This is a genomic window from Homoserinimonas sp. A520 (genome assembly GCF_054489245.1).
In genome coordinates this window covers 1-23,257 of record NZ_JBTMWX010000001.1, presented here as the reverse complement: position 1 = coordinate 23,257, position 23,257 = coordinate 1, and the positions used below count along the sequence as shown (strand labels likewise).

At 66.7% G+C, this 23,257-nt stretch carries 26 protein-coding genes; 13 read left to right on the top strand and 13 right to left on the bottom strand.

Annotated features, from left to right (window positions below; genetic code table 11):
* Window positions 1-81 precede the first annotated feature (81 nt).
* The 4 genes from ACX3PH_RS00130 (at window position 82) to ACX3PH_RS00115 (ending at window position 3,088) form a co-directional block, all read left to right on the top strand.
* Entirely contained in the window at window positions 82-255 is a 174-nt protein-coding gene (locus ACX3PH_RS00130; protein ID WP_459088137.1) for a DUF3117 domain-containing protein, read from the top strand.
* An 87-nt stretch (window positions 256-342) separates the two neighbouring features.
* On the top strand, window positions 343-1,554 hold the full coding sequence (locus ACX3PH_RS00125; protein WP_459088135.1) for a sensor histidine kinase: 1,212 nt from the start codon (window positions 343-345) through the stop codon (window positions 1,552-1,554).
* Window positions 1,542-2,201: a LuxR C-terminal-related transcriptional regulator gene (locus ACX3PH_RS00120; protein WP_459088133.1), complete on the top strand. Its 660-nt coding sequence runs from the start codon at window positions 1,542-1,544 to the stop codon at window positions 2,199-2,201. The genes ACX3PH_RS00125 and ACX3PH_RS00120 overlap by 13 nt, the downstream gene beginning before the upstream one ends.
* A gap of 38 nt (window positions 2,202-2,239) precedes the next feature.
* Entirely contained in the window at window positions 2,240-3,088 is an 849-nt protein-coding gene (locus ACX3PH_RS00115; RefSeq protein ID WP_459088131.1) for a DUF4097 family beta strand repeat-containing protein, read from the top strand.
* An 86-nt stretch (window positions 3,089-3,174) separates the two neighbouring features.
* On the opposite strand, the gene ACX3PH_RS00110 is transcribed toward ACX3PH_RS00115, so the two are convergent.
* Window positions 3,175-3,801 carry an O-methyltransferase gene (locus ACX3PH_RS00110; protein ID WP_459088129.1) on the bottom strand — a complete coding sequence of 209 codons (627 nt, stop codon included), beginning with the start codon at window positions 3,799-3,801 and terminating at the stop codon, window positions 3,175-3,177.
* Window positions 3,802-3,865: 64 nt separating this feature from the next.
* On the opposite strand from ACX3PH_RS00110, the gene ACX3PH_RS00105 reads away from it, so the two are divergent.
* Window positions 3,866-4,219, top strand: a complete 354-nt coding sequence (locus tag ACX3PH_RS00105) for a sec-independent translocase (RefSeq protein WP_459088127.1) — start codon at window positions 3,866-3,868, stop codon at window positions 4,217-4,219.
* Between the two features lie 9 nt (window positions 4,220-4,228).
* On the opposite strand, the gene ACX3PH_RS00100 is transcribed toward ACX3PH_RS00105, so the two are convergent.
* Window positions 4,229-4,792, bottom strand: coding sequence for a hypothetical protein (locus ACX3PH_RS00100; RefSeq protein ID WP_459088125.1), 564 nt, complete (start codon window positions 4,790-4,792; stop codon window positions 4,229-4,231).
* Window positions 4,793-4,838: 46 nt separating this feature from the next.
* Window positions 4,839-6,389 (bottom strand): succinic semialdehyde dehydrogenase, encoded by a 1,551-nt coding sequence (locus tag ACX3PH_RS00095; protein WP_459088123.1) that lies wholly within the window; start codon window positions 6,387-6,389, stop codon window positions 4,839-4,841.
* An 83-nt stretch (window positions 6,390-6,472) separates the two neighbouring features.
* On the opposite strand from ACX3PH_RS00095, the gene ACX3PH_RS00090 reads away from it, so the two are divergent.
* Window positions 6,473-7,864: an MFS transporter gene (locus ACX3PH_RS00090; protein ID WP_459088121.1), complete on the top strand. Its 1,392-nt coding sequence runs from the start codon at window positions 6,473-6,475 to the stop codon at window positions 7,862-7,864.
* Between the two features lie 126 nt (window positions 7,865-7,990).
* Here the strand turns inward: ACX3PH_RS00090 and ACX3PH_RS00085 are convergent, their stop codons facing one another.
* The 3 genes from ACX3PH_RS00085 to ACX3PH_RS00075 are packed head-to-tail and all read right to left on the bottom strand — an operon-like array spanning window position 7,991 to window position 10,914.
* Complete coding sequence (locus ACX3PH_RS00085; RefSeq protein WP_459088119.1) at window positions 7,991-9,124, bottom strand: Mrp/NBP35 family ATP-binding protein; 1,134 nt, start codon at window positions 9,122-9,124, stop codon at window positions 7,991-7,993.
* Entirely contained in the window at window positions 9,090-9,605 is a 516-nt protein-coding gene (locus tag ACX3PH_RS00080; protein WP_459088117.1) for a DUF1003 domain-containing protein, read from the bottom strand. The genes ACX3PH_RS00085 and ACX3PH_RS00080 overlap by 35 nt, the downstream gene beginning before the upstream one ends.
* On the bottom strand, window positions 9,589-10,914 hold the full coding sequence (locus ACX3PH_RS00075; RefSeq protein WP_459088115.1) for a magnesium transporter MgtE N-terminal domain-containing protein: 1,326 nt from the start codon (window positions 10,912-10,914) through the stop codon (window positions 9,589-9,591). Before ACX3PH_RS00075 ends, ACX3PH_RS00080 begins: the two co-directional genes overlap by 17 nt.
* Window positions 10,915-10,951: 37 nt before the next feature.
* On the opposite strand from ACX3PH_RS00075, the gene ACX3PH_RS00070 reads away from it, so the two are divergent.
* The 4 genes from ACX3PH_RS00070 (at window position 10,952) to ACX3PH_RS00055 (ending at window position 12,632) form a co-directional block, all read left to right on the top strand.
* Window positions 10,952-11,449 (top strand): general stress protein, encoded by a 498-nt coding sequence (locus ACX3PH_RS00070; protein ID WP_459088113.1) that lies wholly within the window; start codon window positions 10,952-10,954, stop codon window positions 11,447-11,449.
* Window positions 11,450-11,493: 44 nt separating this feature from the next.
* Complete coding sequence (locus ACX3PH_RS00065) at window positions 11,494-11,829, top strand: carboxymuconolactone decarboxylase family protein (protein WP_459088111.1); 336 nt, start codon at window positions 11,494-11,496, stop codon at window positions 11,827-11,829.
* A gap of 72 nt (window positions 11,830-11,901) precedes the next feature.
* Entirely contained in the window at window positions 11,902-12,201 is a 300-nt protein-coding gene (locus tag ACX3PH_RS00060; RefSeq protein ID WP_459088109.1) for a hypothetical protein, read from the top strand.
* Entirely contained in the window at window positions 12,198-12,632 is a 435-nt protein-coding gene (locus ACX3PH_RS00055; protein WP_459088107.1) for a type II toxin-antitoxin system VapC family toxin, read from the top strand. Before ACX3PH_RS00060 ends, ACX3PH_RS00055 begins: the two co-directional genes overlap by 4 nt.
* A 152-nt stretch (window positions 12,633-12,784) precedes the next feature.
* On the opposite strand, the gene ACX3PH_RS00050 is transcribed toward ACX3PH_RS00055, so the two are convergent.
* Both ACX3PH_RS00050 and ACX3PH_RS00045 read right to left on the bottom strand, forming a co-directional pair.
* A complete protein-coding gene (locus ACX3PH_RS00050; RefSeq protein WP_459088105.1) occupies window positions 12,785-14,272 on the bottom strand; it encodes an aminopeptidase P family protein in 1,488 nt (495 codons plus the stop codon).
* Between the two features lie 155 nt (window positions 14,273-14,427).
* Window positions 14,428-15,450 (bottom strand): endonuclease/exonuclease/phosphatase family protein, encoded by a 1,023-nt coding sequence (locus ACX3PH_RS00045; RefSeq protein WP_459088103.1) that lies wholly within the window; start codon window positions 15,448-15,450, stop codon window positions 14,428-14,430.
* Window positions 15,451-15,502: 52 nt separating this feature from the next.
* Here ACX3PH_RS00045 and ACX3PH_RS00040 point away from each other — a divergent pair, with 52 nt between their 5' ends.
* On the top strand, window positions 15,503-16,354 hold the full coding sequence (locus tag ACX3PH_RS00040; RefSeq protein ID WP_459088101.1) for a PHP domain-containing protein: 852 nt from the start codon (window positions 15,503-15,505) through the stop codon (window positions 16,352-16,354).
* Window positions 16,355-16,492: 138 nt separating this feature from the next.
* Here ACX3PH_RS00040 and ACX3PH_RS00035 read toward each other — a convergent pair whose 3' ends face one another.
* The gene (locus tag ACX3PH_RS00035; RefSeq protein WP_459088099.1) at window positions 16,493-17,254 is read right to left on the bottom strand and encodes a lysophospholipid acyltransferase family protein; all 762 of its coding nucleotides are present in this window, start codon (window positions 17,252-17,254) and stop codon (window positions 16,493-16,495) included.
* Between the two features lie 15 nt (window positions 17,255-17,269).
* Window positions 17,270-18,712, bottom strand: coding sequence for a DEAD/DEAH box helicase (locus ACX3PH_RS00030; RefSeq protein WP_459089796.1), 1,443 nt, complete (start codon window positions 18,710-18,712; stop codon window positions 17,270-17,272).
* 248 nt (window positions 18,713-18,960) lie between these two features.
* On the opposite strand from ACX3PH_RS00030, the gene ACX3PH_RS00025 reads away from it, so the two are divergent.
* Window positions 18,961-19,686, top strand: coding sequence for a ferritin-like fold-containing protein (locus ACX3PH_RS00025; RefSeq protein WP_459088097.1), 726 nt, complete (start codon window positions 18,961-18,963; stop codon window positions 19,684-19,686).
* On the opposite strand, the gene ACX3PH_RS00020 is transcribed toward ACX3PH_RS00025, so the two are convergent.
* The 3 genes from ACX3PH_RS00020 to ACX3PH_RS00010 are packed head-to-tail and all read right to left on the bottom strand — an operon-like array spanning window position 19,683 to window position 22,070.
* Window positions 19,683-20,480, bottom strand: a complete 798-nt coding sequence (locus tag ACX3PH_RS00020; RefSeq protein ID WP_459088095.1) for an ABC transporter permease subunit — start codon at window positions 20,478-20,480, stop codon at window positions 19,683-19,685. The genes ACX3PH_RS00025 and ACX3PH_RS00020 overlap by 4 nt on opposite strands.
* Window positions 20,473-21,399, bottom strand: coding sequence for an ABC transporter ATP-binding protein (locus ACX3PH_RS00015; RefSeq protein ID WP_459088093.1), 927 nt, complete (start codon window positions 21,397-21,399; stop codon window positions 20,473-20,475). The genes ACX3PH_RS00020 and ACX3PH_RS00015 overlap by 8 nt, the downstream gene beginning before the upstream one ends.
* Window positions 21,396-22,070 (bottom strand): TetR family transcriptional regulator, encoded by a 675-nt coding sequence (locus tag ACX3PH_RS00010; RefSeq protein WP_459088091.1) that lies wholly within the window; start codon window positions 22,068-22,070, stop codon window positions 21,396-21,398. The genes ACX3PH_RS00015 and ACX3PH_RS00010 overlap by 4 nt, the downstream gene beginning before the upstream one ends.
* Before the next feature lie 76 nt (window positions 22,071-22,146).
* On the opposite strand from ACX3PH_RS00010, the gene ACX3PH_RS00005 reads away from it, so the two are divergent.
* Window positions 22,147-22,974, top strand: a complete 828-nt coding sequence (locus ACX3PH_RS00005) for an aldo/keto reductase (protein WP_459088089.1) — start codon at window positions 22,147-22,149, stop codon at window positions 22,972-22,974.
* Window positions 22,975-23,257: the final 283 nt, after the last annotated feature.

The following is a 23,257-nucleotide window of genomic DNA, read 5'->3' as shown; positions in this document are numbered from 1 at the left end:
CGGATACCAGAAATCATCACGATTTATGGGATTGGCTCGCATACGGGATAATGGAAGGACATCCACGAAAGGGGACCACTCATGGCGGCCATGAAACCGAGGACCGGCGACGGACCAATGGAGGCTGTTAAGGAGGGTCGGCTCATTATTGTGCGTGTTCCGCTCGAAGGCGGTGGCCGCCTGGTCGTGTCGGTGAACGACGCAGAGGCGAAAGAGCTTCACGACGCGCTCGCCGGAGTCGTCGCGGGCAGGTAACCCCCGAGCGATGCGGGGGTTAACCCCCGCCAGAATCGACTGCTGACCGGCTCACCCGGCTGGTACGGATGCCCGTACGGTGAACCTGTGAGAAATAAGCCAATCCGAAACCACGCTGCGTTCTTGTGGGCATCGACGATCGACCTCCTGATCGACTCGGTGCTCGCAACGCTGTGGTTCACCGTCATCATCACGCTGATCACCACCGGGATCTTCACCGTGCCGGCACTTGGCATCGGCATCATCCTGCTGCTCGCGGCCAGCGCGCTGACCAGGGCCAGCGGCTGGGTGGAACGGCACCGGGCGATGGCACTGTACGAGGTGACCATCGCGCCGCCGGTTCGCCGGCAGACCAGGCAGACCGGTGGCATCCGCTATGTGGCCCAGGCGTTCGTCGACCTCGTCGACCCGGTGACCTGGCGTACCGTGCTGCACCACTTCCTCAGCATGCTGCTCGGGTCGTTGATGGTCGCGCTGTGGGGGCTCGGCATCCGCCTGGTCACGATCACGGAGGGCGGCTTCGCCTGGCTCGTCGGACTGGCCTTCCTGGCCGTCCTGCTCGGCTACATCTACTGGGCCGGCCGGCTCGACCGGCGGATGTCGGTGGCGTTGCTCGGCCCCAGCTCCAACGCCGTGCTGCTCGAGAAGGTGGACACCCTCGCGGATGCCCGTCAGGGCGCTGTCGACGCGGCCAGTATCGAGCGTCAGCGCATCGAGCGCAATCTGCATGACGGCGTGCAACCGCAACTTGTCTCCGTCGCGCTCACCCTGGGCATGGCGCGCAGCAAGTTCGACTCCGATCCTGAAGCGGCCAAAGCACTCCTCGAGCAGGCACACACCGAGGCGAAGGCGTCGATCACCGAACTGCGCCAACTGGCCAGGGGCATCCACCCGGCCGTGCTCACCGATCGCGGGCTGGACGCCGCCCTGTCGGCCGTCGCCTCCCGCTGCCTGGTCCCCACCACCATCTCAGTCACCGTTCCCGGGCGTGCGGCGCCCGAGGCCGAGGCGGTCATCTACTTCGCCGTCGCTGAGGCGCTCACCAACGTCGCCAAGCATTCCGCGGCATCCGAGTGCACGGTCACCGTCGTGCAGGAGGGCGCGGATGCCGAGGACTGCCGGCTGATTGCCCGCATCCGCGACAACGGCGTCGGCGGTGCCCAGATTGGCGACGGTCTCGGCCAGGGTGGCCTGGCCGGCATGCGCGACCGAGTGCGAGCTGCCGGCGGAACCATGCTCATCGAGTCTCCGAACGGCGGACCGACCCTCATCACCGTGGAGGTACCATGCGCATCGTAATTGCCGAAGACTCCGTACTGCTGAAGGCGGGGATCGAGCGGCTGCTCAGCGACGCCGGCCACCAGGTAGTGGCCGCGGTGGAGAACGCGGAGGACTTGCTTCAGGCGGTCACCGAGTTCTCTCCAGATCTCGCGATCGTCGACGTGCGGATGCCGCCCACGTACACCGATGAGGGCATCCGGGCGGCGGTACTCATCCGCGCCCAGAGCTCCACCGTCGCGGTGCTGGTGCTCTCGCAGTACGTCGAGGAGCGCTACGCCGGTGAATTGATCGCCGACAACTCGAGCGGGCTCGGCTACCTGCTGAAGGATCGGGTGGCCGACGTCGACGAGTTTTTGGCAGCGGTCGCTGAGGTGGGCGCAGGTGGAACCGTTCTCGATCCAGAGGTGGTAGCCCAGATCGTCATCCGCTCCCGGCGGGGCGATGACCTGGGCGCGCTGACCACCCGGGAGCGAGGCGTGCTGCAGCTGATGGCTGAGGGACGCTCCAACAGTGCCATCGCCAAAGAACTGTTCATCGCCGAGGGCTCGGTCGAGAAGCACATCTCGGCCATCTTCGCCAAACTCGGCCTCCCGATCGAAGACAGCGGCAACCGCCGCGTGCTGGCGGTGCTGCGCTACCTGAACAGCCAGCCCGACCGCACCTGACCTACCCGAATCCCCAACTCACAGACCAAGGACAGAACATGACTACGCAAGACCAGACCGCGCCCTCCCCGGCACCCGCTCCCCGGCAGCCGAACACCCTCCGCACCGTGCTGCTGGTGGTCGGATCCATCGTGCTGGCGATCATCCTCGTCGGCACGGTTGCTCGGGTGGCGTTCTCACTGAACCGCGATGACACCTCCGGCACCTTCGCGGTCGAGGACGCCTTTGACACGGTCGAGCTCCGTACCAGCGCGGCCGACGTCAAGGTGCAGTACACCGACGTCGACGAGCCGCAGATCCGCTTCGACCAGGGCGGGACGAACCTGAGGCTCGACTACGAGGTCTCCGACGGCGTATTGAACGTTCGCGTCGGCCACCCCGGCTGGGGCTGGTGGGGCTGGGGCTTCGACGGCTGGGGCTGGAACGACGACGCGAAGGTGAACATCTCCCTCCCGGCCGCGATGGAACGCGACGGCATCCAACTGGCCATCGAGACCACCGCCGGCGACCTGAACCTGTCCGGCGACTACGGCGATGTGACGGTGGATTCGACGGCGGGCAACCTGCGGATGTCCGGGGCAACCGACGACCTGCAGATCTCCACGACGGCCGGCGACGTACGGCTGGACGATGTCGCGGTGAACGGGTCGTTCCGCAGTGAGAGCACCGCGGGCGACGGCACCTTCGAGTTCCGTTCGCTGCCCGACAGCATTGAGGTGACCTCCACTGCCGGTGACGTTCGGGTGGCGCTGCCGAGCGGCAGCTACCGCATCGAGACGGACACCACGGCCGGCGAGGTGCGGCAGAACGTGTCGAGCGACCAGAACTCCGACCGCGTCTACCGCTTCGAAACCACGGCCGGCAACATCGAGCTGAACGAGCGTTAGCCGCGGATGCGAGCTACTCAACCCGCAACTTCTGTGGGTTGAGTAGGTCGCGAAGCGACCATATCGAAACTGCGCGCCATCGGTGGCTAGCGCTTCACCAGCTGAAGCAGGCCGTCGCCGACCGGTGAGAGCGAGCTGAGCACGGCATCCGATGCCGCCACCTCGTTCAGCAGCGTGCGGAAGCCGGTGACCACGTCGTCGCGTTTCACCGGGTCGGCGACGCGGTCGCGCCACAGCACGTGCGGCACCAGCACGGTGCCGCCCGGCCGCGCGAGGCGAAGACCGTGTTCGACGTTCTCGATGACCGACAACGGGTCGGCATCGACCAGGACGAGGTCGTAGGACTGCTCGTTCATGCGCGGGAGAACATCGTGCGTGCGACCGGTGATCAGCCGGACGCGATTCGCGGGCACGCCGGCGTCGCCGAACGACTTGCGGGCAGCCTGCTGGAAGTCGGGCTCGATGTCGATGGAGGTCAGCGTGGCCTGCGGTGCTCCGGCGAACAGCCACAGCGCGCTGACCCCGACGCCGGTACCGATCTCGATCACATTGCCGGCTGCGGATGCGGCGGCCAGCACGGCAATTGCGGCACCTGTCGCAGGGGAGACCGCTTCGACCCCGAACTCGATCGACTGCGCGCGGGCAGCCGAGATGGCATCGCTCTCGGAGACGAACTCTTCGGCGTACTTCCAGGCGGATTCCTTGTCAGGCACGGGCAACTCCTTGTTCCCCTCAACGATAGAGGTGATGACCTGTCTTACCGGTTAGCATGAACGAGTGTTCGGCCTGACTATCGACAAGATCCTCCTGATCGGAGTCATTGCCGTCTTCCTGCTCGGCCCGGATCGGCTTCCGCACTACGCCGCGCAACTGGCGAGGCTGACCAGGTCGCTGCGCGACATGGCGAACGGCGCCAAAGACCGGATGCGCGACGAGCTCGGCCCCGACTTCGACGACGTCGACTGGAAGAAGCTGGACCCCCGGCAATACGACCCGAGGCGCATCATCCGCGAGGCCCTGGTCGATGAGCCGGAGCCGGTGGTGAGACCGGTGATCGAATCGGCGTACGCCAGGCGCAAGCGGCAGTTGGCCGAAGGCGCGCCGACCCCGTTCGACTCCGAGGCGACCTGACCGGTTCGGTCAGGCCGTCGTGGCGTGCTGCGGTTCCGGCTCGCTGTCGGCTTCGGCTTCTTCTACCGCTGTCGAGCCTGCGGCTGTCGGCTCAGCGTCGACCGGCGGCTGCGTGGCGGCCGTAGGCGCCGGGATGTCATCGACGCGCTCGGAGAAGTCCGGTGCTGCTGGTGTCGCCGGGGCGGCAGCCTGCGTCGGACGACGACGGCGGAAGAGCACCAGGTGCACGACGTTGAGCACCACGAGGGCGACCAGCGCGAGGCCGAAGTCGTGCATGATGACCGGCACCAGGCTCATTTCCACGGGAATGTTCCCGGTGAAGAACATCACCAGGTGTGCACCCATGACGGCGACGCTCGCGCCGACGCTGAGGCTCAGCCGGTAGTGGCGGCGGCGCCTGGCGAAGGCGAGGTGGATCAGCAGGATGGTTCCCGCCCAGATCGCGTAGTAGATGCCGCTCAGGGCCATCAGGCTGTCCATGCCGAGGAGGGCGGAGAACGCACCGATGATGACGGCCAAGGTGGCGGTTATCGTGACGACGGCTTCCAGTCCCGCGCGAACCAGCTTGCTCATGTCGGGTGTCCTTTCCTTCGGGCAGAAAGACTTGGGTGAGCAGAGTTTAACCGCGACGGAACAACTTAAGTGCGAAAAGCAGCGCGATCATTACCCCAGTTAGGGTCGCAAACTCTTTGCCGAACCTCGGCAATTGCACCAATCCAGTGGCCTCGGCGATGGTGCGTGAGTCGACGAAACGCAGCAGGCCTTCCGGTCCGTTGCGGCGTCCGAGACCCGACTGCTTCATTCCGCCCATCGGCGCATCGATGGAGGAGAAGCTGGCCCGGTAACCCTCGTTGATATTGACACTGCCGGCGGCGAGCGCTGATGCGACGCGTCGTGCCCGCTTCCTGGACGCACTGAAGACGGATGCGTTCAAACCGAAGTCGGAATCGTTCGCCGCAATGACGGCCTCCTCTTCGGTGTCGACGATCGTGATGGCGACCAGTGGCCCGAACGTCTCACCGCGTGCGCACTCCATGTCGTCGGTCACTCCGGTGAGCACCGTCGGCTGGAAGAACAGCGGCCCGAGGTCTGGGCGCGGCTTGCCGCCGGTGAGTACGGTCGCGCCCTTGGCGACGGCGTCGTCGATATGGCGATTCACGTTGTCCAGTTGGCTCGCCAGTGTGAGGGAGCCCACGTCTGTCGAGTGGTCGAACGCGCCCCCCTGCACGAGCGCGTCTGTTGCGGCAACGAACTCGCGGATGAAGGCATCCGCCACCGTGCGCTGAACGTAGATGCGCTCCATCGAGACGCACAGCTGGCCGAGGGCGGCGAAGCTCGCGTACACCGCGCTGCGGGCAGCCTTGCGAGGGTCGACGTCGTCCAGCACGATCATCGGGTTCTTACCGCCCAGCTCGAGCGATGCCCCGCGCAGGGCGGATGCTGCGCGCTCGGCAACCGAGCGACCGGTCGCCGTCGACCCGGTGAAGCAGACGTAGTCGGAGACATCGTTGACCGCAGTGCCGATGACGGCACCATCTCCCGTGACGACCGCCCAGACCCCCTCGGGCACCCCGGCCTCAATGAACGCGCGCCGGGAGGCCAGGATGGTGAGCGCACCCTGATGGTCGGCCTTCTGCACGACGGCGTTGCCCGCGGCGAGGGCGGGGATGACATCCATGACGGACAGGCTGAGGGGGAAGTTCCACGGGGTGATGACGCCGACCAGGCCCTTCGGCCGATAGCCGACCCTGGTCTGGATGACGAACGGGATGCCGGCGCGACGACGGCGAGTGCGCAGGGTTCCGCGCGCCTTCACCGCGTAGTAACGGGTCGCGTTCGCGGCCTGGAAGACCTCCTCGAAGGCCTGCCCGCGGGTCTTCCCCGTCTCGGACTGCACCGCATCCAGCAGCAGTTCGCGCCGCTCCAGCAGCAGGTCGTGCGCTTTCAGCAGCACCGCCCGGCGATGAGCGAAGCCGGCATGGTGCCACGCAAGCTGGGCGAGCCGGGCGCGCGCCGCGGCATCCTCGACATCGCGAACTGTGCTCAGTGGGAGGTCGTGCAGCACCTCACCGGTGAAGGGGGCGACGACGGATGCTGTTGTGCCGCTCGACGCCGTCAGGTCACGGTCGAGGTCATCGGCGATGGCAGGCGGGATAAGGGAACCGGACATGGTGCTCATCCTAGGTGCAGCGTGCCCCGGCGCTCCGGGAGCGTCGGCTCCGGCAGCTGCACGACGTGCGCTACGCTCACGAAATGGTCAATGCGGACCCCACCCTCGATCCGACCCGGCCGGCGCCCGAGCCGCTCACCCGGACCACTGTCGCGCGCTACGCGCTCGGCTCACTCGGCACCGGCGGTTTCGCCACACTGCCGGGGCTGGTGCTGGTGTTCTACCTGACGGACACCCTCGGGGTCGCGGCGCTGGCCGCCGGCCTCATCGTCACTGCCGCCAAGGTCTGGGATGTGGTGATCGACCCGATCCTGGGGAGTCGAAGCGATCACGCTCAGGCGACCACCGGCACTCGTCGCCGGGGAATGGTGCTCGGCTCGTTGCTGCTGCCGGTCTTCTTCATCCTGACCTTCGCCGTGCCTGCTGGGATCGGGCCGCTGCTCTCCGGCCTGTGGGTGCTGGTGGCGTTCCTGCTGACCGCGACGGCGTTCAGCCTGTTCCAGGTGCCGTACATCGCCCTCCCCGCCGAGATCGCCGTCGGGTACGACCAGCGCACCCGCCTGCTGACCTGGCGCGTCGTCGTGCTCACGGTCGCGATCCTGCTGTTCGGCGCCGGAGGTCCGGCCCTGCGCGACATCACGGCTGACGAGAACCTCGGCTACCTGCTGATGGCGGTCGTCGCCGGGCTTGCAATCGGTGCCGGGATGCTCGGCTCGAGTTTTTCCGCACCGAAGATCGGCGCTCCGGCCGGCGCCCCGGTGGCTCGCGCTTCCATCGCCGCGCAGTACGCGGATGGTGCACGCATCCTGAAGCGGAGCGCCGCCTTCCGCGCACTGCTGCTGACCTTCGTGCTTCAGGGGCTGGCGACCGGGATGATGCTGGCCGGTGCCCAATACGTTGCCAAGTACGTGCTGCACAGCCAAGGCGCTGTCACCTTCCTGTTCCTCGCGCTGATCGCGCCCGCAGTGTTCTTCGCACCGGTGTGGCAGGCCGTCTCGCGCAGGGCGGGCAAAGAGCGCGGGTTCGCCCTCGCATCCGCCGTGTTTGCTCTCGCTGCCCTGTCGATGACGGCACTGATCTGGGCGCCGGGGGAGTGGGTCTACCTGCCGGTCGCTGTTGCCGGGGCCGCCTACGCCGGCATGCAGTCGCTTCCGATGGCAATGCTGCCGGACGTCATCTCCCACGATGCCGCCAGCCACGGGGACGGCCAGGCCGGCATTTTCGGCGGGGTGTGGACGGCGGGCGAGACCACCGGGATGGCGCTCGGTGCGACTGCGCTAACCGTCGTGCTCGCCGTCACCGGGTACGTGGCGACGACCGGCAGCGAGTTGGTGGAGCAGCCCGCCGCTGCGGTCGCAGGCATTGTCGTGAGCTTCAGCGTGGTGCCGGCGGTGCTGATCGGCGGGAGCTTGCTGTCACTGGCACGCTATCGCTTGCGGCGAGCCGACATCGACGATTCGCGTTCTGTGGGTTGAGTAGGCCCGCCAGGGCCGTAGTTCCCCTGAGTGGGCGCTTAGCGCCCGTATCGAAGGGTCGAAACCGTCGGCGTGCAAGGTTTCGATACGCGCTGGCGCGCTACTCAACCCGCAGTACGGGCCTGATCACCGCAGCGTGAGCGGCAGCTTGCGCCCGGCCAGGCCCCGACCGCGGGTGGCCAGCTGGGCGGCGATCGCGTCGATGGCGACAGCCGCAGCATCCGTGGGCCGCTCGAGCACGACCGGCCGTCCGGAGTCGCCGCCCTCGCGTAACGCGACGCTCAGGGGAACCGAACCGAGTACCGGAACCCCGAGCCGCCTGGCAACCTCCTCGCCGCCGCCGGTGCCGAACAGGTCGAGCACCGTGCCGTCATCCTGAACCAGTCCGGCCATGTTCTCCACGATGCCGAGCACCTGCTGGCCAGTCTGCCGGGCGACCAGCCCGCTTCGTTCGGCGACCTCCGCGGCGGCCGCCTGCGGTGTCGTCACCACGATGACCTCGGCCTGCGGCAGCAGCTGGCCGACCGAGATCGCCACGTCCCCGGTGCCGGGAGGCAGGTCGAGCAGCAGCACGTCGAGGTCGCCGAAGTACACATCGGTCAGGAACTGCTCGATGGTGCGGTGCAGCATCGGCCCGCGCCACGACACCGCCGTGCGCTCCTCCACGAACATGCCGATCGAGATCACCTTCACCTCGTGGGCGATCGGCGGCAGGATCATCTCGCCCACCCGGGTGGGCTTCGCATCCGGTATGCCCAGGATGCCCGGAATCGAGAACCCGAAGACATCAGCGTCGATGAGTCCGACCTTCAGGCCCCGCGCCGCCAGCGCGACCGCCAGGTTGGCGGTGAGGGTGGACTTGCCGACACCACCCTTGCCGCTGGTGACCGTGAACACGTGGGTGAGCGAGTCCGGCCCGAACTGCATCACCCGGCCGGTGCCGCGGAGCTTCTCGGTGAGGGCGCGGCGCTCCTCCTTGGTCATGATGGTCACGTCGACCGCGGTGCTCGTGACGCCGGGCACGCCGGCGACCGCACCCAGGACGTCACGTTCGATGGTGTCCGCCGCGGGGCATCCGATGATCGTCAGCTTGATACCCACCGTGGCGGCGCCGTCTGCGCCGACCGCGATGGAGCCCACCATGTCGAGGTCGGTGATCGGCTTGCGGATCTCCGGGTCGATGACGCGGGTGAGGGCGCGGTGGATGAGCGTGGGTAGATCCTGGTCAGTCAACCCGATCAGGGTCCTTGTCGGCGTCATCCCTGTTCAGCTCTTCGAGCAGTGCCCGAAGTTCAGCGCGGATGAAGTCCTTGCTGGCGACATCCTTCATCGCCAGGCGCAGCGCCACCACCTCGCGGGCCAGGTACTCGGTGTCGTTCAGGTTGCGTTCGGCACGCTGGCGATCCTGTTCGATCTGCACCCGGTCGCGGTCGTCCTGCCGGTTCTGCGCGAGCAGGATCATCGGGGCCGCATACGACGCCTGAAGCGACAGGATGAGGGTGAGCAGCGTGTAGTTGAGCGCGCGCGGGTCGAACTGCGCCTCTTCGGGCGCCCACGTGTTGTAGGTCAGCCAGGCGACGCAGAACAGGGTCATGCCGACCAGGAACCACGGCGTGCCCATCCCGCGGGCGAACGCCTCCGAGAAGCGGCCCATGCGGTCCTTGCGCCCACCGAGGAACGGGACGAACGACGTCCTCAGGCCCTTGGGCGAATCCAGTCCTCGTTCAGTTCGGCGTGCCACTGACGTTCCTCCTTCCGGTGGGGATGATTATCGGCTGCGGGCGGGTGTCGGCTGAAACCGTCACAACGCCGGGTTCATCGTCGTGACTTCGCCAGTCGTCCGGCAGCAGATAATCGAGGACATCGTCAATTGTCACCACCCCGACCAGTCGGTGGTTCTCGTCGACGACCGGGACGGACACCAGGTCGTAGGTGGCGAGGATGCGCGCGACCTCGGCCGCTGAGGCGTCATCCTGGACCGGTTCGAGCTTGAGGTCGAGCAGCGTGCCCAGGCGTTCGTTCGGCGGGTACCGCAGCATCCGCTGGAAATGCACCATGCCGAGGAATCGGCCGGTCGGTGGCTCGTACGGCGGGAGGGTGACGCAGATAGCGGCGCCCAGCGCCGGCGCGGTCTCGTGGCGGCGGATCAGGGCGAGGCCCTCGGCCACCGTCGCGTCGGCGGAGACGATGATCGGGTCGGTGGTCATCAGGCCGCCGGCGGTGTCCGGCTCGTAGAGCAGCAGCATCCGCACGTCTTCGGCCTCTTTGGGCTGCATCAGCTCGAGCAGGGCCTCCCGGCGCTCCTGGGAAAGCTGGGCGATCAGGTCGGCCGCGTCATCCGGCTGCATCTGGTCGAGCACGTCGGCGGCGCGGTCGTCTTCGAGCTGGTTCAGGATGCCCACCTGCTCGATTTCGGGCATCTCCTCCAGGACGTCGGCCAGGCGCTCGTCGCTCAGCTCTTCTGCGACCTCCAGCATCCGCTGTTCCGGCAGGTCGAGCAGGGTGTTGGCGAGGTCGGCGGGAAGCAGGTCTTCGTAGGTGGCCAGCAGTTGGGCGGCCGACTGGGCCTCGCCACCTGCGGTGTCCTCCCGAACGGATGCCCACCGGGCGAACATGGTGTGGCCTTTCGCGAAGGGGGAGGCGCTGGTCTTGGGCCGGCGGAGGAACAGCTCGGACACCTGCCACTCGCCAGGGCCGTTCTGCTCGATGGCGACGTCCTCGATGGTGGCCGTGCCGGAGCCGTCGACCAGGCTCACCTTGCGGCCGAGAACCTCCGCGATCACGCGCACCTCGCCGCCGCGCTGCTCGAAACGGCGCAGGTTGATCAGGCCGGTCGTGATGATCTGGCCTGAGCCGATGCTGGTGACCCGTCCGATGGACAGGAACACGTGGCGGCGACCGGAAACCTCGACGATCAATCCGACAACGCGAGGCGACTGTTTGGCGCGGTAGACGACCAGGACATCGCGTACCCGGCCGACCTTGTCGCCGGCGGGGTCGAAAACGGAGCACCCGGCCAAGCGGGCGACGAAGACTCTGGTCGCGCTCACACTAACAACCCTAGCCGCCGCATGGGAGAATGGCCTGGTGAGCAACCAGAGTCCTTTTTCGCGTCGTGGTCAGGTATTTCCGAGCCTCCCCAAGGGTGAGGTGCTGGGAACCTACGACACCTACCTCGAGGCGCAGGCGGTCGTCGACCGGTTGTCGAAGGCCGAGTTCCCGGTCAAGCAGCTGGCGATCGTCGGCAACGACCTGAAGACGGTCGAACGGGTCACCGGCAAGCTGACCTATGCACGCGCGGCAGGGGCGGGTGCCGCCAGCGGCGCCTGGTTCGGCCTCTTCTTCGGGCTCATCCTGTTCCTGTTCACCAGCAACCCGAACTCCCTCGCGTTCGTCGGGGCTGCGGTGCTGATCGGTGCCGGTTTCGGAATGATCTTCGGCATCGTCAGCTACACGATGAGCCGTCGTCGCCGGGACTTCACCTCGATCCACCAGGTGCTGGCCAGCAACTATCAGATCATCATCGATCCGGGCCAGCTGGTGCGGGCGCAGGAACTGCTGGCCCGCCCGGCGCCCACCGAGTAGCCGGCCGCCACCGGGGCGGCTGTGCTTCAACTGAAGGAGCAACGATGAGCGACAACATCGAACCATCCGACCGCCAATACATGCGCAACTACAAGACGGCCAGCCCGGACCTGCTCAAGGCATACACCGACTTCAGCGGCGCGGTGTTCGCGGAGGATGGGCGCGAAATCCCCAAGAAGTACCGCGAGCTGATGGCCGTGTCCGTCTCGATCTCCATGCAGTGCCCGTACTGCATCGAAGCGCACACCAAGGCCGCGGTGAAGGCTGGCGCGACCGAGAAGGAGGTCGCCGAGGCCATCTGGGTCGCGTCGGCTATCGGCGCAGGGTCGTCGTACACGCACGGCAGGCAGGCGTTCAAGCTCGTGCCGCACGAACACTGAGCCGCCGCAAACACTGGGCCGCCGCAAGCTCTGAGTTTACTGAAGCGCTAGCATGAGTGCTAGCATGCTTGCATGGGTCAGGTCAGTTGGCGAGCAGCGGATGCACTTGTGGAGCGGGTGCAGAAGACGGCTGCCGCCCAAAAGCGCAGCATGAACGATTTCATCACGCAGGTTCTCGAGGTCGCTACGTCTCCCGACGCTGTGGATCCTGAGGAGGTCCGCCTGCGGGGGCGGTTGGAGCGCGCCGGGCTACTCGTCGTGCCAATGCACTGGGACCAGGTTGTTCCCAGCGCCGCGGAGGTCGAAGCCGCCCGTAAGGAGGCCGGCTCGGGTACTGCACTCTCCGACCTGGTCTCGCACGATCGCCGGTGAGTGTCTACGCCGACTCGTCGGCGCTGGTGAAGCTATACGCCGACGAAGAAGGTTCGGAGACCATCCGAGCCCGCACAGTGTTCGCTGTCTCCGAGATCGCGCGAGTCGAAGTGTGCGCCGCCTTCTGGCGTAAACATCGAATGGGAGAACTGTCACTCGGGTCGGTCGGCACCCTTGTGCGCCTGTTCGAGGGAGACTTCGCCGGACACGCCTTGACCGGCACAGTGCTTCTCCCGGTAGCCGTCACCAGTGACATCATCGTTGGTGCAACCCGACTGCTGGCCAGCACTGGGTTGCGCGCTTACGACGCGGTGCAACTCGCGAGCGCGCACGCAGCCAGAGACGCTGATCCCGAGTGCTCAGTATTTGCCGCTTTCGACGACCAATTGCGAACTGCTGCCGCGCAGAGCGGCTTCACGCTGCTGCCGTGAACGCAGCGCTCGCTCCCTTCCGACACCGCCGATCGGTGCTGGTCCTTGGGCCGAGGCTCGACAAGCTCGCCTGGTCACTTCGACAGGCTCAGTACAACGCTCGACAAGCTCGACCCGCCTAGGGGCTCGACCCGCCAAGAAGCGCGAACCGGTCAGCGCAGCCAGGCCTCCACGTCGTCGGCGGTGCGGGGAATGCCGACCGACAGGTTCTCGGCGCCATCCGCCGCCACCAGGATGTCGTCTTCGATGCGCACACCGATGCCGCGGTACTCCTCCGGCACGGTCAGGTCGTCGGGCTGGAAGTACAGCCCTGGCTCGATGGTGAACACCATTCCCTCTTCGACCACCCCGTCGATGTACAACTCGCGACGCGCCTGGGCGCAGTCGTGCACGTCGATGCCGAGGTGGTGGCTGGTACCGTGCACCATGTAGCGGCGGTGGTACTGGTTGTCCGGCTTGAGCGACTCCTCGGCCGACACCGGCAGGATGCCCCACTCGGCTGTCTTCTCCGCGATGACCCGCATCGCCTCAGCGTGCACTTCGCGGAACCGGATGCCAGGACGCACGATCGCGAACGCCGCATCCGCCGCCTCCAGCACGGCCTCGTAGATCTTCCGCTGGATCGGGGTGAAGGTTCCGCTGATGGGCAGTGTGCGGGTGATGTCTGCGGTGTAGTAGCTGTCGAGTTCGATGCCGGCGTCGAGCAGGATCATGTCACCGTCACGCACCGGTCCGTCGTTGCGGGTCCAGTGCAGCACGCAGGCGTTCGGCCCGCTCGCCGCAATCGTGTCGTAGCCGACCGTGTTGCCGTCGGCGCGTGCTCGCCGGTTGAAGGTGCCCTCAACGAGTCGCTCACCCCGCGGATGCGCGACGATGGCCGGCCGGTCGGCGATGACGTCGTCGAAGCCCTTCTTCGTGGCATCCACCGCCCGCCGCATCTGCTCGATCTCGTAGGTGTCCTTGACGAGACGGAGCTCGGAGAGGTTGCGGCTGAGCTCGGCATCGCCGGCGTGGTCGTCGAAGGAAGTGGTTTCCCTGTCGCTGGCGATGAGGCGAGCGCTGTCGACCTGCTCGGTCACGTTGCGGTCGGCGTCGCGCACGATGAGCGTGTTCAGATCGGTGGAGGAAAGTACGCTCTCCAGCTCTGCGACCCCCCGGGTGGCCAGGCCCAGGTCGCCGGCCACCTGAGCGAGCGACGGGCGGGCTCCGATCCAGAACTCACCGATCTCCGGGTTGGCGTAGAACTCCTCCGAGTCGCGACCGGCGCGCTCGCGGAAGTACACCGTCGCCTCGTGGCCATCGGCGCTCGGCTCCATCACGAGCACCGCACCTGGCTCGGAGTCCGAGCCCCAGCCGGTGAGGTGGGCGAAGCCGGAGTGCGCGCGGAACGGGTAATCGGTGTCGTTGGAGCGCACCTTCGCCGAGCCGGCCGGGATGATCAACCGCTGGCCGGTGTGAAGCGCGGACAGCTTTGCCCGCCGGTCGACCGCAAACCGGGCGTGTTCACGGGTCTCGGGGACGACGTCCGTTCGCTCGGCCCAATTCGATCCGATGTAGTCCTTGAACTGCTCGGACGCCGGGGTGGTGGACCGGTTCGAGGTGGCGCGGGGAGCTTCGGTGGGGAGGTCGGTGGAAGACATGCCTCTATTGTCCCCCTGATCGCTGGGCAATGTTCCACTCCTCTTTCTCGCCGGCAGTACGAGCGGATGGGGCTGGCCAGAAATGTGCATGCGCGTGCGAAAGCCATGGCGCGGATGCTCATCCAGCAGTTCCGCGACGCCGGCTGAACCGAAAGCTAGTCCCGCCTGGTCAGCTGGGCCACCACCGGCCGGTGGTCGCTGCCGTTGTCATCCAGCGACTGGATGACCTCCATGCCGCTCACGGTCCAATCGGATGTTGCCATCACGTGATCGATCGGCGCGCCCAGGATGGCGGGCAACCGGGTCGGCCACGTTCCCAGGGCGCCATTGCCGGTGACCATGGCAGCATCCGTGCACTCGCCCAACGTCTTGCCCGGTTCGGCGCCGAGGCCGGTCATGTGGTCGATGGTGGCGTTGAAGTCGCCGGCCATGATCACGTTGGGACCGCTGCAGAACCCGGCAAGCAGTTCGAGGTCGGTCCGCCAATTGTCGAACTGTTCGACCAGGGGTGCGACCGCGTGAACGGCCACGATGGTGGGGCCGTTGCCGTCGCGGGGAGTTGCGACGACCGTTGGCAGCACGGCAGTGGTCTCGGCGAGGCTGTCGTAGTCGTATTCGCCCAGGGCAGCACTGGTGAGCACCGACGTGGACCGGGCGGGGGAGATCTGGTCGTAGGCGAGTGTGTGTGCCCACATCGGGCTACCTCCCTCTCGCATCAGCACGGCCACTTGGGTCGCGTTCTCGAGGATCGTCTCGGGCAGCACCACGACGTCGGCCCCGGTGTCGAGTGCAAGTTCCGCAATGACCTCAGGGGTGGTAGCCGGACCGAGCGTGTTCCAGGACAGCACGGTGAGCTCCGCGCTGTCGGAAGCCTGGCCGCTCACCGGCTGGTCTCCTCCGAAGCCCCGCGTGGAGAGCACCGCGGCGTTGACCAGCACGAACGCGATCAACATCACCGCCAGGGATGCCGCCATACTGCGGAACCCGCGGCCGAGTGTCGCGCCCACCACCACAAGAAGCAGAAACCCTATTGCCACACAGGACGCCATGGCGCGAAACGAGACGGCATGCGCGACCAGCGGTGTTCGCTGCAGCCCGAGTAGTTGGGGCCAGGCCGCCACGAGCAGCACCGCAGCCACACCGAGGATGAACACTGCGGCAAGGAGACGACGAATCATGGCCTAGCAACCCTAACCGGTGAGCCCCCGAGCTTCCGCCTAGAGTTGCATCATGCCTGGAGCAATCGACCTTCACACTCACTCGAGTGTGTCGGACGGAACGGAAACGCCCGCGCAATTGGTGCGGGCCGCTCTCGCGGCGGGGCTCGGCACGATAGCGATCACCGATCACGACTCGACGGCGGGATGGCACGAGGCGGCGGCGGAAGCATCCGGAACCGGTCTCACGGTGATTCCCGGGATGGAGCTCAGCACCCGGTACGGCTGGCAGAGCGTTCACCTGCTCGCCTACCTGCTCGACCCGATGAACGCCGACCTGATTGCGGAGACGGCGCGGATTCGCGCGGCCAGGCTGTCCCGGGCGGAGAGCATCGTGGGGCGGATCGCAGCCGACTACGACCTCACCTGGGAGGACGTGCTCGCCCAGACAGCGAATGGGGCGACCGTCGGGCGGCCGCACATTGCGGATGCCCTGGTGGCCAAGGGGCACGTGCCGACGCGGAGCGCCGCGTTCGCGAGCATCCTGCACCCGAGCACTGGGTACTTCGAACCGCACTACGCACCCGACCCGCTGACGGCTGTCAAGCTGGTGCGGGCAGCCGGTGGCGTGCCGGTGCTCGCCCACCCGGCAACGCACGGGCGTTCAGGGGTGATCCCAGAGGGACGCCTGTCCCAGCTGGTGGACGCCGGGCTGTTCGGCCTGGAGATCGAGCATCGCGAGAACACCGAGGACGGCAAGAAGCGGCTGCGGCAACTGGCCGACCGGTTCGGCCTGGCCGTTACCGGATCGAGCGACTACCACGGCGCAGGCAAGCCGAACGTGCTCGGCGAGAACACCACATCGCCCGAGGTGCTGGAGCAGATCATCGCCGAGGGCACCGGTTCGCAGCCGTTCGCCTCGTAGGTAGTCCACGGGCGGCTGGGTGTGGATGGGTTGCGGGGTGTCGAGTTTTGAACGATTGGTGCAGCCACGCTTTTCGGCTGCACCAATCGTTCAATGTCTGAGCTGAGGAGCAAGCCGTCCATTCCCAGACGCAACCTGCTAGCGCTCGGCGTCGCGCCGGCGGTCACGCTCGGCGTCCGCCGCTGCAGCCTCGGCCGGGGTCGGCGCTGTGCCGCCGAGGTCCCGAGGCTGCCACCACTGGCCGGTGCCGTCGACCGGGTAGGCGCGCTGGCACTCGTCGGTCAGGTGCTGCAGTCCATCCCTGAGCACGCTGGTGGCCTCGCGGACATCCGCCCCAGGCTCCACGCGGATGGCCCCGCCGAACGCGAAGCTGACCGGCATGCCGAACCGCTCGCCGAACCGAATCTTGCGGTTCTTCGTCATCAGCCGGTGGCCACCCCAGATGGCGACCGGAACGATCGGGACGCCGGCTTCAGCAGCGAGGCGGACCGCCCCCGATTTCAGGTCGCGGACGGAGAAGGATGCGCTCACTCCGGCCTCCGGGAAGACCCCGATCAGCTCGCCGGAACGCAACGCGTCGACTGCTGCTCGGTACGCGTCAGCGCCCGCCTTCATGTCGACCGGGATGTGCCGCATTCCCCGCATCAACCAACCGACGACCGGCTTGTCGAACACGCTCTTCTTCGCCATGAAGCGGATGCGACGCTTGTTGTGCAGCCAGGTCGCCCACTCGACCAACGCGAAGTCGAGGTAGCCGAAATGCGTCATGGCGACGACCGCCCCGCCGGAGGCAGGAATGTTCTCCGCTCCGGTCACCACGCGCTTGACGCGCCAGAAGCCGAACAGCGCGCGCCCGGCCACAATCGCAGCGGTGTAGATGGGCTCGCGGCGGCGTTTCATGGTCGGGTCAATCGGTTACGCGGCTGGTGGTGGCGGCGTGTTTCCGGTGCTCGGGCGGCGGGTACGGTTGCGGCGACGGCGCGCGGGGCCGGCTCCGTCGTGGGTGCCCGAGCCCTCAGGACGCTCTCCGCCTTCCGAGCGGGGCGCATCCGCCGACCCGGTGCGGGTGCGGCTGCGCTGACGGCCACCCTCTGAGCGGCCGCCCTCTGGACGTCCGGCCTCCGGACGTCCACCGCGGTTGCTGTCGCGTCCGCCGCGGGACACACCAGCCGTGGCAGAACGCGGCTCGCGCTCGCGCGCTGGCCCGGCCGTCTTGAGGCGGCCCTTGGTTCCTTCCGGGATGTCCAGGTCGGTGAAGAGGTGCGGTGACGACGAGTAGGTCTCCACCGGCTCCGGCTGGCCGAAGTCGAGCGCCTTGTTGATCTGGACCCACTTGTGCAGGTCGTCCCAGTCGACGAAGGTGACCGCGATGCCGGTCTTCCCGGCGCGACCGGTGCGGCCTGCGCGGTGCAGGTAGGTGTCGTGGTCATCCGGAATGGTGTGGTTGATCACGTGGGTGACGTCGTTGACGTCGATACCGCGGGCCGCGACATCCGTTGCGATCAGGATGTCTTTCTTGCCGGCCTTGAAAGCGGCCATGGCGCGCTCGCGCTGCTCCTGGTTGAGGTCACCATGCACGGCGGCGGCGTTGAAGCCGCGGTCATTGAGCTCCTCCACCAGCTTGGCGGCGGCGCGCTTGGTGCGGGTGAAGACCACGGTCTTGCCTCGGCCCTCGGCCTGCAGGATGCGGGCGATGATCTCGTCCTTGTCCATGTTGTGGGCGCGGTAGATGACGTGCTTGATGTTCGCCTGCGTCAGGCCCTCATTGGGGTCGGTGGCGCGGATGTGGATCGGCTTGTTCATGAAGCGGCGCGCGAGGGCCACGATCGGCCCGGGCATGGTGGCCGAGAACAGCATGGTGTGGCGGGTCGGGGAGGTTTGGGCGAACAGCTTCTCGATGTCGGAGAGGAACCCGAGGTCGAGCATCTTGTCGGCCTCGTCGAGAACCATGACCTTCACGTCTTTCAGCGACAGCATCCGCTGGCTGGCGAGGTCAAGAAGACGACCCGGGGTGCCGACGACCACCTGGGCGCCGGCCTTGAGCTGCTCAACCTGGCCCTCGTACGCCTTGCCGCCGTAGATGGCCGCGACCTGGGTGCCACGGTTGGATGCGGCGAGGACGAGGTCTTCCGCAACCTGCACGCACAGCTCACGGGTCGGAACGACGACGAGCGCCTTCACGCCCGGTTCGGGGTTCAGCCCGAGGGACTGGAGGAGGGGGAGACCGAACCCGAGCGTCTTGCCGGTTCCGGTCTTCGCCTGGCCGATGATGTCCTGCCCGGCGAGCCCCATCGGAATGGTCTGAGTCTGGATCGGGAACGGCGAAAGGATGCCCTTGGTCGCCAATGCGTCGACCATGTCCTGTTCGATCCCCAGGTCGGAGAAGGAGCTGGATTCGACCGGTTCGTCCAGCGGCAGGTCGGCGGGAATGGTGGTTTCTGAAAAAGTCAAAGTGATTGTGCCCTGTCTAACAGCGAGTACGCCCGCTTTCACCTGGGGCGTAGAAGCCTCCACCAGAAATGGGAGGCGTTGCGGCCAGTTTAGTCGAAGTACCTGAATGAGCCGACATTAAAGGGGTACGGGCCTGCCCCGCTACGCTAGTGCACGTGTTCAAGCTATTCGGTCGGCCCAGAAAAGCGGTCGTTGCACCCAAGCTGAAACCGCGTGCGGCAGCGGCAACTGCGGTGGGAGTAAACCGGGTGGCGCTGGCCGAACTCACCCCGGTGCTCTCGCGTTACCTGGGCCAGGCGACCTGCCTGCAGCTCCTCAATTTCGAGAACCTGACCGGACTCATCGCTTCGGCGCCCACGTTGGAGAACAAGACCGCGCTGGCCAGGGTGGCCTCCCTGTCGCTGGAGAAGTACGAGGGACTGGTCACCGAGATCGAAGTCGCCGGGGGAACCGCCGCCGGCTACCTGGAGCCCTTCGCGCCGCGCATCGAGAGCTTCCAGCAGGCGACGCAGGGTGGTGACTGGTACGAGGGGCTGGTCACCAGCTACGTGACCGCCGGCATCCTGGACGACTTCTTCATCGCGCTGGCCGAGGGGCTTCCGGATGGCCCGGCCACGCGCATCCGCACCCTTCTGTCCGGCAATGAGGGTAGCCGCATCATCGTGGAGCAGTTGAGTGCTTCGACTGCCACCAACCCGCGACTCGCGTCCCGCCTGGCGTTGTGGGGGCGGAGGCTGGTCGGCGACACGCTGCTCATCGCTCGGTCGGCGCTGGCCGTTCCCGAGGACCAGCACCCGGATGAGGCCCGCCTCGAGCCGGTCTTCACCGAACTCATCGCAGCACACACCCGCCGGATGGATGACCTCGGGCTGACCGCCTAGCTCTTCAAGTCCCGGCGATTCAGCGCCACCACGGCAATCAGGACCAGCACTGCGGCCAGACCGTACAGCAAGGCCAGCCCGCCCCAGTCGGCGCCATTGGCCAGGGGGGATTCGCCGAATGCCCAGTGGTAGGGCGACCAGGTATGCAGCGCCTCAAGTTCTTCGCTCTGGTTCGCCACAGCGTTGATGGCGTAGCCGAGCACCGCAATGCCGGCGCCGGCGGCTGTGGCGTACAGGCGCCGCCCGGTCAGGGCACCGACGGCGACGGCGGTCGTTCCGGAGAGCAGGGTGAGCCCCACGATTGCTGCGGCGCCGGCGAAAGCGTTCACAGGCAAGATGTCCAGTTGTGCCGTTTCGTTCATCGCAATCACGAGCAGGGCGCTCAGCACGCCGAGCCACGCCAGGCGGATGACCAGGGCGGCACTGCGTTCAAGGACCACCTGGGTTCGGCTGACGCCATGGGCGAGGGTCAACTCAAGGGAGCCGGTCTCTTCGTCTCCGGCGACAGCGGCGGTGCCCCAGGACGTCGCGGCTATGGTCAGCAGCACAAAGCCGATCAGCCCATAAAAGGTGGACTGCGCATAGCCGGAACCGGTGGAGATCTGGTCGTAACCGAGCGCGTTCACCAGCTCTGGAGGAAGGCTGTTCAGCAGCTCCTGCATGTCCGGGTTGCCCCCGAGGGAGGGGAACAGCGGCAGGTACAGCATGATGGCCGCGACGACGCCGAGGCTCCAGGCGATCAGCGAACGCCACGTGTCGGCCAGGGTGCGCCGGAACAGGGGGAGGCTACTCATTGCCGGACTCCTCTTCCGTCGGCCCGTACAGGCGCAGGACCGACTCCTCCAGGTCCGGTTCCTCGACCACGAGGTCGTTAACGTGGAAACGGGCGACCGCCTTGATGAACGGGTCGATGTCGCCCTCGATGGTGGCGCTGACCCTGGCTCCGTCACCGTTCGTCACCCGCAGGTCGGTTACTCCGGCGAGCGGGGCGATGGCGGCGTGCACGGCTTGCGCCGTGGCATCCACCACCCCCACCCTCACCCGGCGGATGGCGGTCAATCGCAGTGATTCGACGTCGCTGACGCTGACAACCCGCCCGGCGCGGAGGATTGCCACGGTGTCTGCCGCCTGCTGGATCTCGCTGAGCACGTGCGAACTGAGGAACACGGTTTGGCCCTCGGCGCGTGCCTCCCGCAGCATGGCCAGGAACTCTTGCTGCACCAGCGGGTCGAGCCCGCTGGTCGGTTCGTCGAGGATCAGCAGCTTGGGTCGATGCATGAACGCCTGCACCAGGCCCAGCTTCTGTTTGTTGCCTTTCGACAGGGTGCGCACCTGGCGGCCGAGGTCGAGGCCGAGGCGGTCGGCCAGCGCGTCCACCGCCCGTGGTGCGACCGGCCCGCTGATGTCGGCGTAGTGGCGCAGTAACTGGCGACCGGTGACGCGTCCCTCCAGCCGCAGTTCGCCGGGAAGGAAGCCGATCTGGCGACGCATGGCGGGGCCGGCCCGCCGGGGGTCCTTCCCGAGTACCTGCGCCGACCCTGAGGTCGGGCGGATGATGTCGAGCAGCAACCGCATGGTCGTGGTCTTCCCGGCGCCGTTCGGCCCGATCACACCGAACACGGTGCCCTCCTCGACGGACAGGTCCAGCCCGTACAGGGCGGGATGCTTGCCGTAGTGCTTGGCCAGTTGGCTTGTCTCTATGGCGAGGCTCATGCCGTGTTCCCCTGTTCTGTGTTGTCTTCGGTGCTGTCGAATGCGGCACGCGCGGCGTTCAGGAAGGTGTCATCGGTGTAGAGGCCGTGAGTGTAGAGCTCGAGGGTGGGGACGGTCATCCGCTTGATGACCTGCCTGGGTTGTCCCTCAGCGCCGAGCACCCGGCCGATGTGGCGCTCGAGGAGGAGCGGCACGAGGCTCTGACTGGCGACGAGCACCGCGGTCATGCGAGGGTCACTGCTGGCGTGCATCCGCCCGAGTTCCACTTCGTCGCCGATCATCTTCTCGGTACGGTCGACGAGCAGGTCGAATAGCTGGTCGCCGAGCGCGGAACCGTCGGTCAACATCCGCGTCAGGTAGTCGAGTGTGACCCGGTGGGTGTCGACGTCGGCGAGCCAGCGCTGCATGGTGGAGGCCAGCGCGTCGCTGCTCTGGTCGGGGTCGAGGTCGGTGGTGCGTCCGAAGATCTCGGTGACCACGTGCTGGTCACACTCCTGACGGAGGTTCTCTTTGGACCCGAAGTGGTGGATGACCAGTCCGGGACTCACCTGGGTCTGAACGGCGATGGCGCGGATGCTCGTGGGAGTGTAGCCGTTGTGGCCGAATAGCTCGATGGCGGCATCCCGGATTCGCGACCGGGTGGTCGCATCCGCTGCCGGTATTGAACGCATGTTCAGAATACTAAACACTTGTTCAGCCTGCGTCAAGATGGTGTGTTTGCATCGCAATGCGGGGCAGGATTGAAGCATGATCCCGATGAAGACGCTCAACGACGGACACCAGCTGCCGGCCCTCGGTTTCGGCTCCTACAAGCTGCGCGGCGATGAGGGGATCGACGCGATCGTTTCGGCGCTGGAGACCGGTTACCGCCTGCTCGACACTGCGCTCAACTACGAGAACGAGCACGAGGTGGGGGAGGCTGTCAGGCGTTCGGGTATCCCTCGCGAGGAGATCTTTGTCACCACGAAGCTGCCCGGACGTCACCACGGTTTCGACGAGACGCTGCTCAGTTTCGAGGAGTCGCGGATGAACCTGGGGCTGGACTACGTCGACCTGTACCTGATTCACTGGCCGCTTCCCCGCGTTGACAAGTATGTGGAGACGTTTGGCGCGATGATCGAACTGCGGGAGGAGGGGCTGGTGCGTTCGGTGGGCGTCAGCAACTTCACCGAGGCGTTCCTGACCCGGGTCATTGATGAGACCGGGGTCACTCCGGCGGTCAACCAGATCGAACTGCACCCCCGCTTCCCGCAGGGCCATCTTCGCGAGTTCCACGCTCGGCACAACATTGTCACCGAGAGCTGGAGCCCTCTCGCCCGCGGTAACGATGTGCGGGAGGAGCCGGTTGTGACCGCGATCGCGGAAGCGCACGGGGTCACCCCGACGCAGGTGGTCTTGAGGTGGCACGTGCAGTTGGGGGCGGTGCCAATCCCGAAATCCTCGACGCCGGAACGGCAGCGGGAGAACTTCGATGTGTTCGGGTTCGAGCTGTCGCACGCCGAGATCGCGTCGATCTCGTCGCTCGAGTCGGGTCGCCTGTGGGATGGGGACCCGGAGACGAACGAGGAGTTCTGAGGTACCTCCCTCTCGCCCGTTGAGCTTGAGATGCACTGAGCTTGTCGAATTGTCGAAACCCGCCGTGTTGAACGGGGTCAATGCGCTCCGCTGGTTGAGCTCGTCGATACCCGGCCGCTGCTGGTTGAGCTCATCGGAACCCGGCCGCTGCTGGTTGAGCTTGCGGTGTACTGAGCTTGTCGAATTGTCGAAACCCGCCAAGACTGTCGAGGCCCGCGCGTTGTGGGGCAGAGTTCTACTCGGTGAGCGGGATGCGTTCTTGTTCTCGCCCGTCTCGGTCTTG

Coding starts and splice junctions, on each gene's coding strand:
- ACX3PH_RS00130 (WP_459088137.1), top strand. CDS start 82: ATGGCGGCCATGAAACCGAGGACCGGCGACGGACCAATGGAGGCTGTT.
- ACX3PH_RS00120 (WP_459088133.1), top strand. CDS start 1,542: ATGCGCATCGTAATTGCCGAAGACTCCGTACTGCTGAAGGCGGGGATC.
- ACX3PH_RS00115 (WP_459088131.1), top strand. CDS start 2,240: ATGACTACGCAAGACCAGACCGCGCCCTCCCCGGCACCCGCTCCCCGG.
- ACX3PH_RS00100 (WP_459088125.1), bottom strand. CDS start 4,792: ATGAGCAAGCTGGTTCGCGCGGGACTGGAAGCCGTCGTCACGATAACC.
- ACX3PH_RS00095 (WP_459088123.1), bottom strand. CDS start 6,389: ATGTCCGGTTCCCTTATCCCGCCTGCCATCGCCGATGACCTCGACCGT.
- ACX3PH_RS00090 (WP_459088121.1), top strand. CDS start 6,473: ATGGTCAATGCGGACCCCACCCTCGATCCGACCCGGCCGGCGCCCGAG.
- ACX3PH_RS00085 (WP_459088119.1), bottom strand. CDS start 9,124: ATGACGCCGACAAGGACCCTGATCGGGTTGACTGACCAGGATCTACCC.
- ACX3PH_RS00065 (WP_459088111.1), top strand. CDS start 11,494: ATGAGCGACAACATCGAACCATCCGACCGCCAATACATGCGCAACTAC.
- ACX3PH_RS00060 (WP_459088109.1), top strand. CDS start 11,902: ATGGGTCAGGTCAGTTGGCGAGCAGCGGATGCACTTGTGGAGCGGGTG.
- ACX3PH_RS00050 (WP_459088105.1), bottom strand. CDS start 14,272: ATGTCTTCCACCGACCTCCCCACCGAAGCTCCCCGCGCCACCTCGAAC.
- ACX3PH_RS00045 (WP_459088103.1), bottom strand. CDS start 15,450: ATGATTCGTCGTCTCCTTGCCGCAGTGTTCATCCTCGGTGTGGCTGCG.
- ACX3PH_RS00040 (WP_459088101.1), top strand. CDS start 15,503: ATGCCTGGAGCAATCGACCTTCACACTCACTCGAGTGTGTCGGACGGA.
- ACX3PH_RS00035 (WP_459088099.1), bottom strand. CDS start 17,254: ATGAAACGCCGCCGCGAGCCCATCTACACCGCTGCGATTGTGGCCGGG.
- ACX3PH_RS00030 (WP_459089796.1), bottom strand. CDS start 18,712: ATGGTCGACGCATTGGCGACCAAGGGCATCCTTTCGCCGTTCCCGATC.
- ACX3PH_RS00020 (WP_459088095.1), bottom strand. CDS start 20,480: ATGAGTAGCCTCCCCCTGTTCCGGCGCACCCTGGCCGACACGTGGCGT.
- ACX3PH_RS00015 (WP_459088093.1), bottom strand. CDS start 21,399: ATGAGCCTCGCCATAGAGACAAGCCAACTGGCCAAGCACTACGGCAAG.
- ACX3PH_RS00010 (WP_459088091.1), bottom strand. CDS start 22,070: ATGCGTTCAATACCGGCAGCGGATGCGACCACCCGGTCGCGAATCCGG.
- ACX3PH_RS00005 (WP_459088089.1), top strand. CDS start 22,147: ATGATCCCGATGAAGACGCTCAACGACGGACACCAGCTGCCGGCCCTC.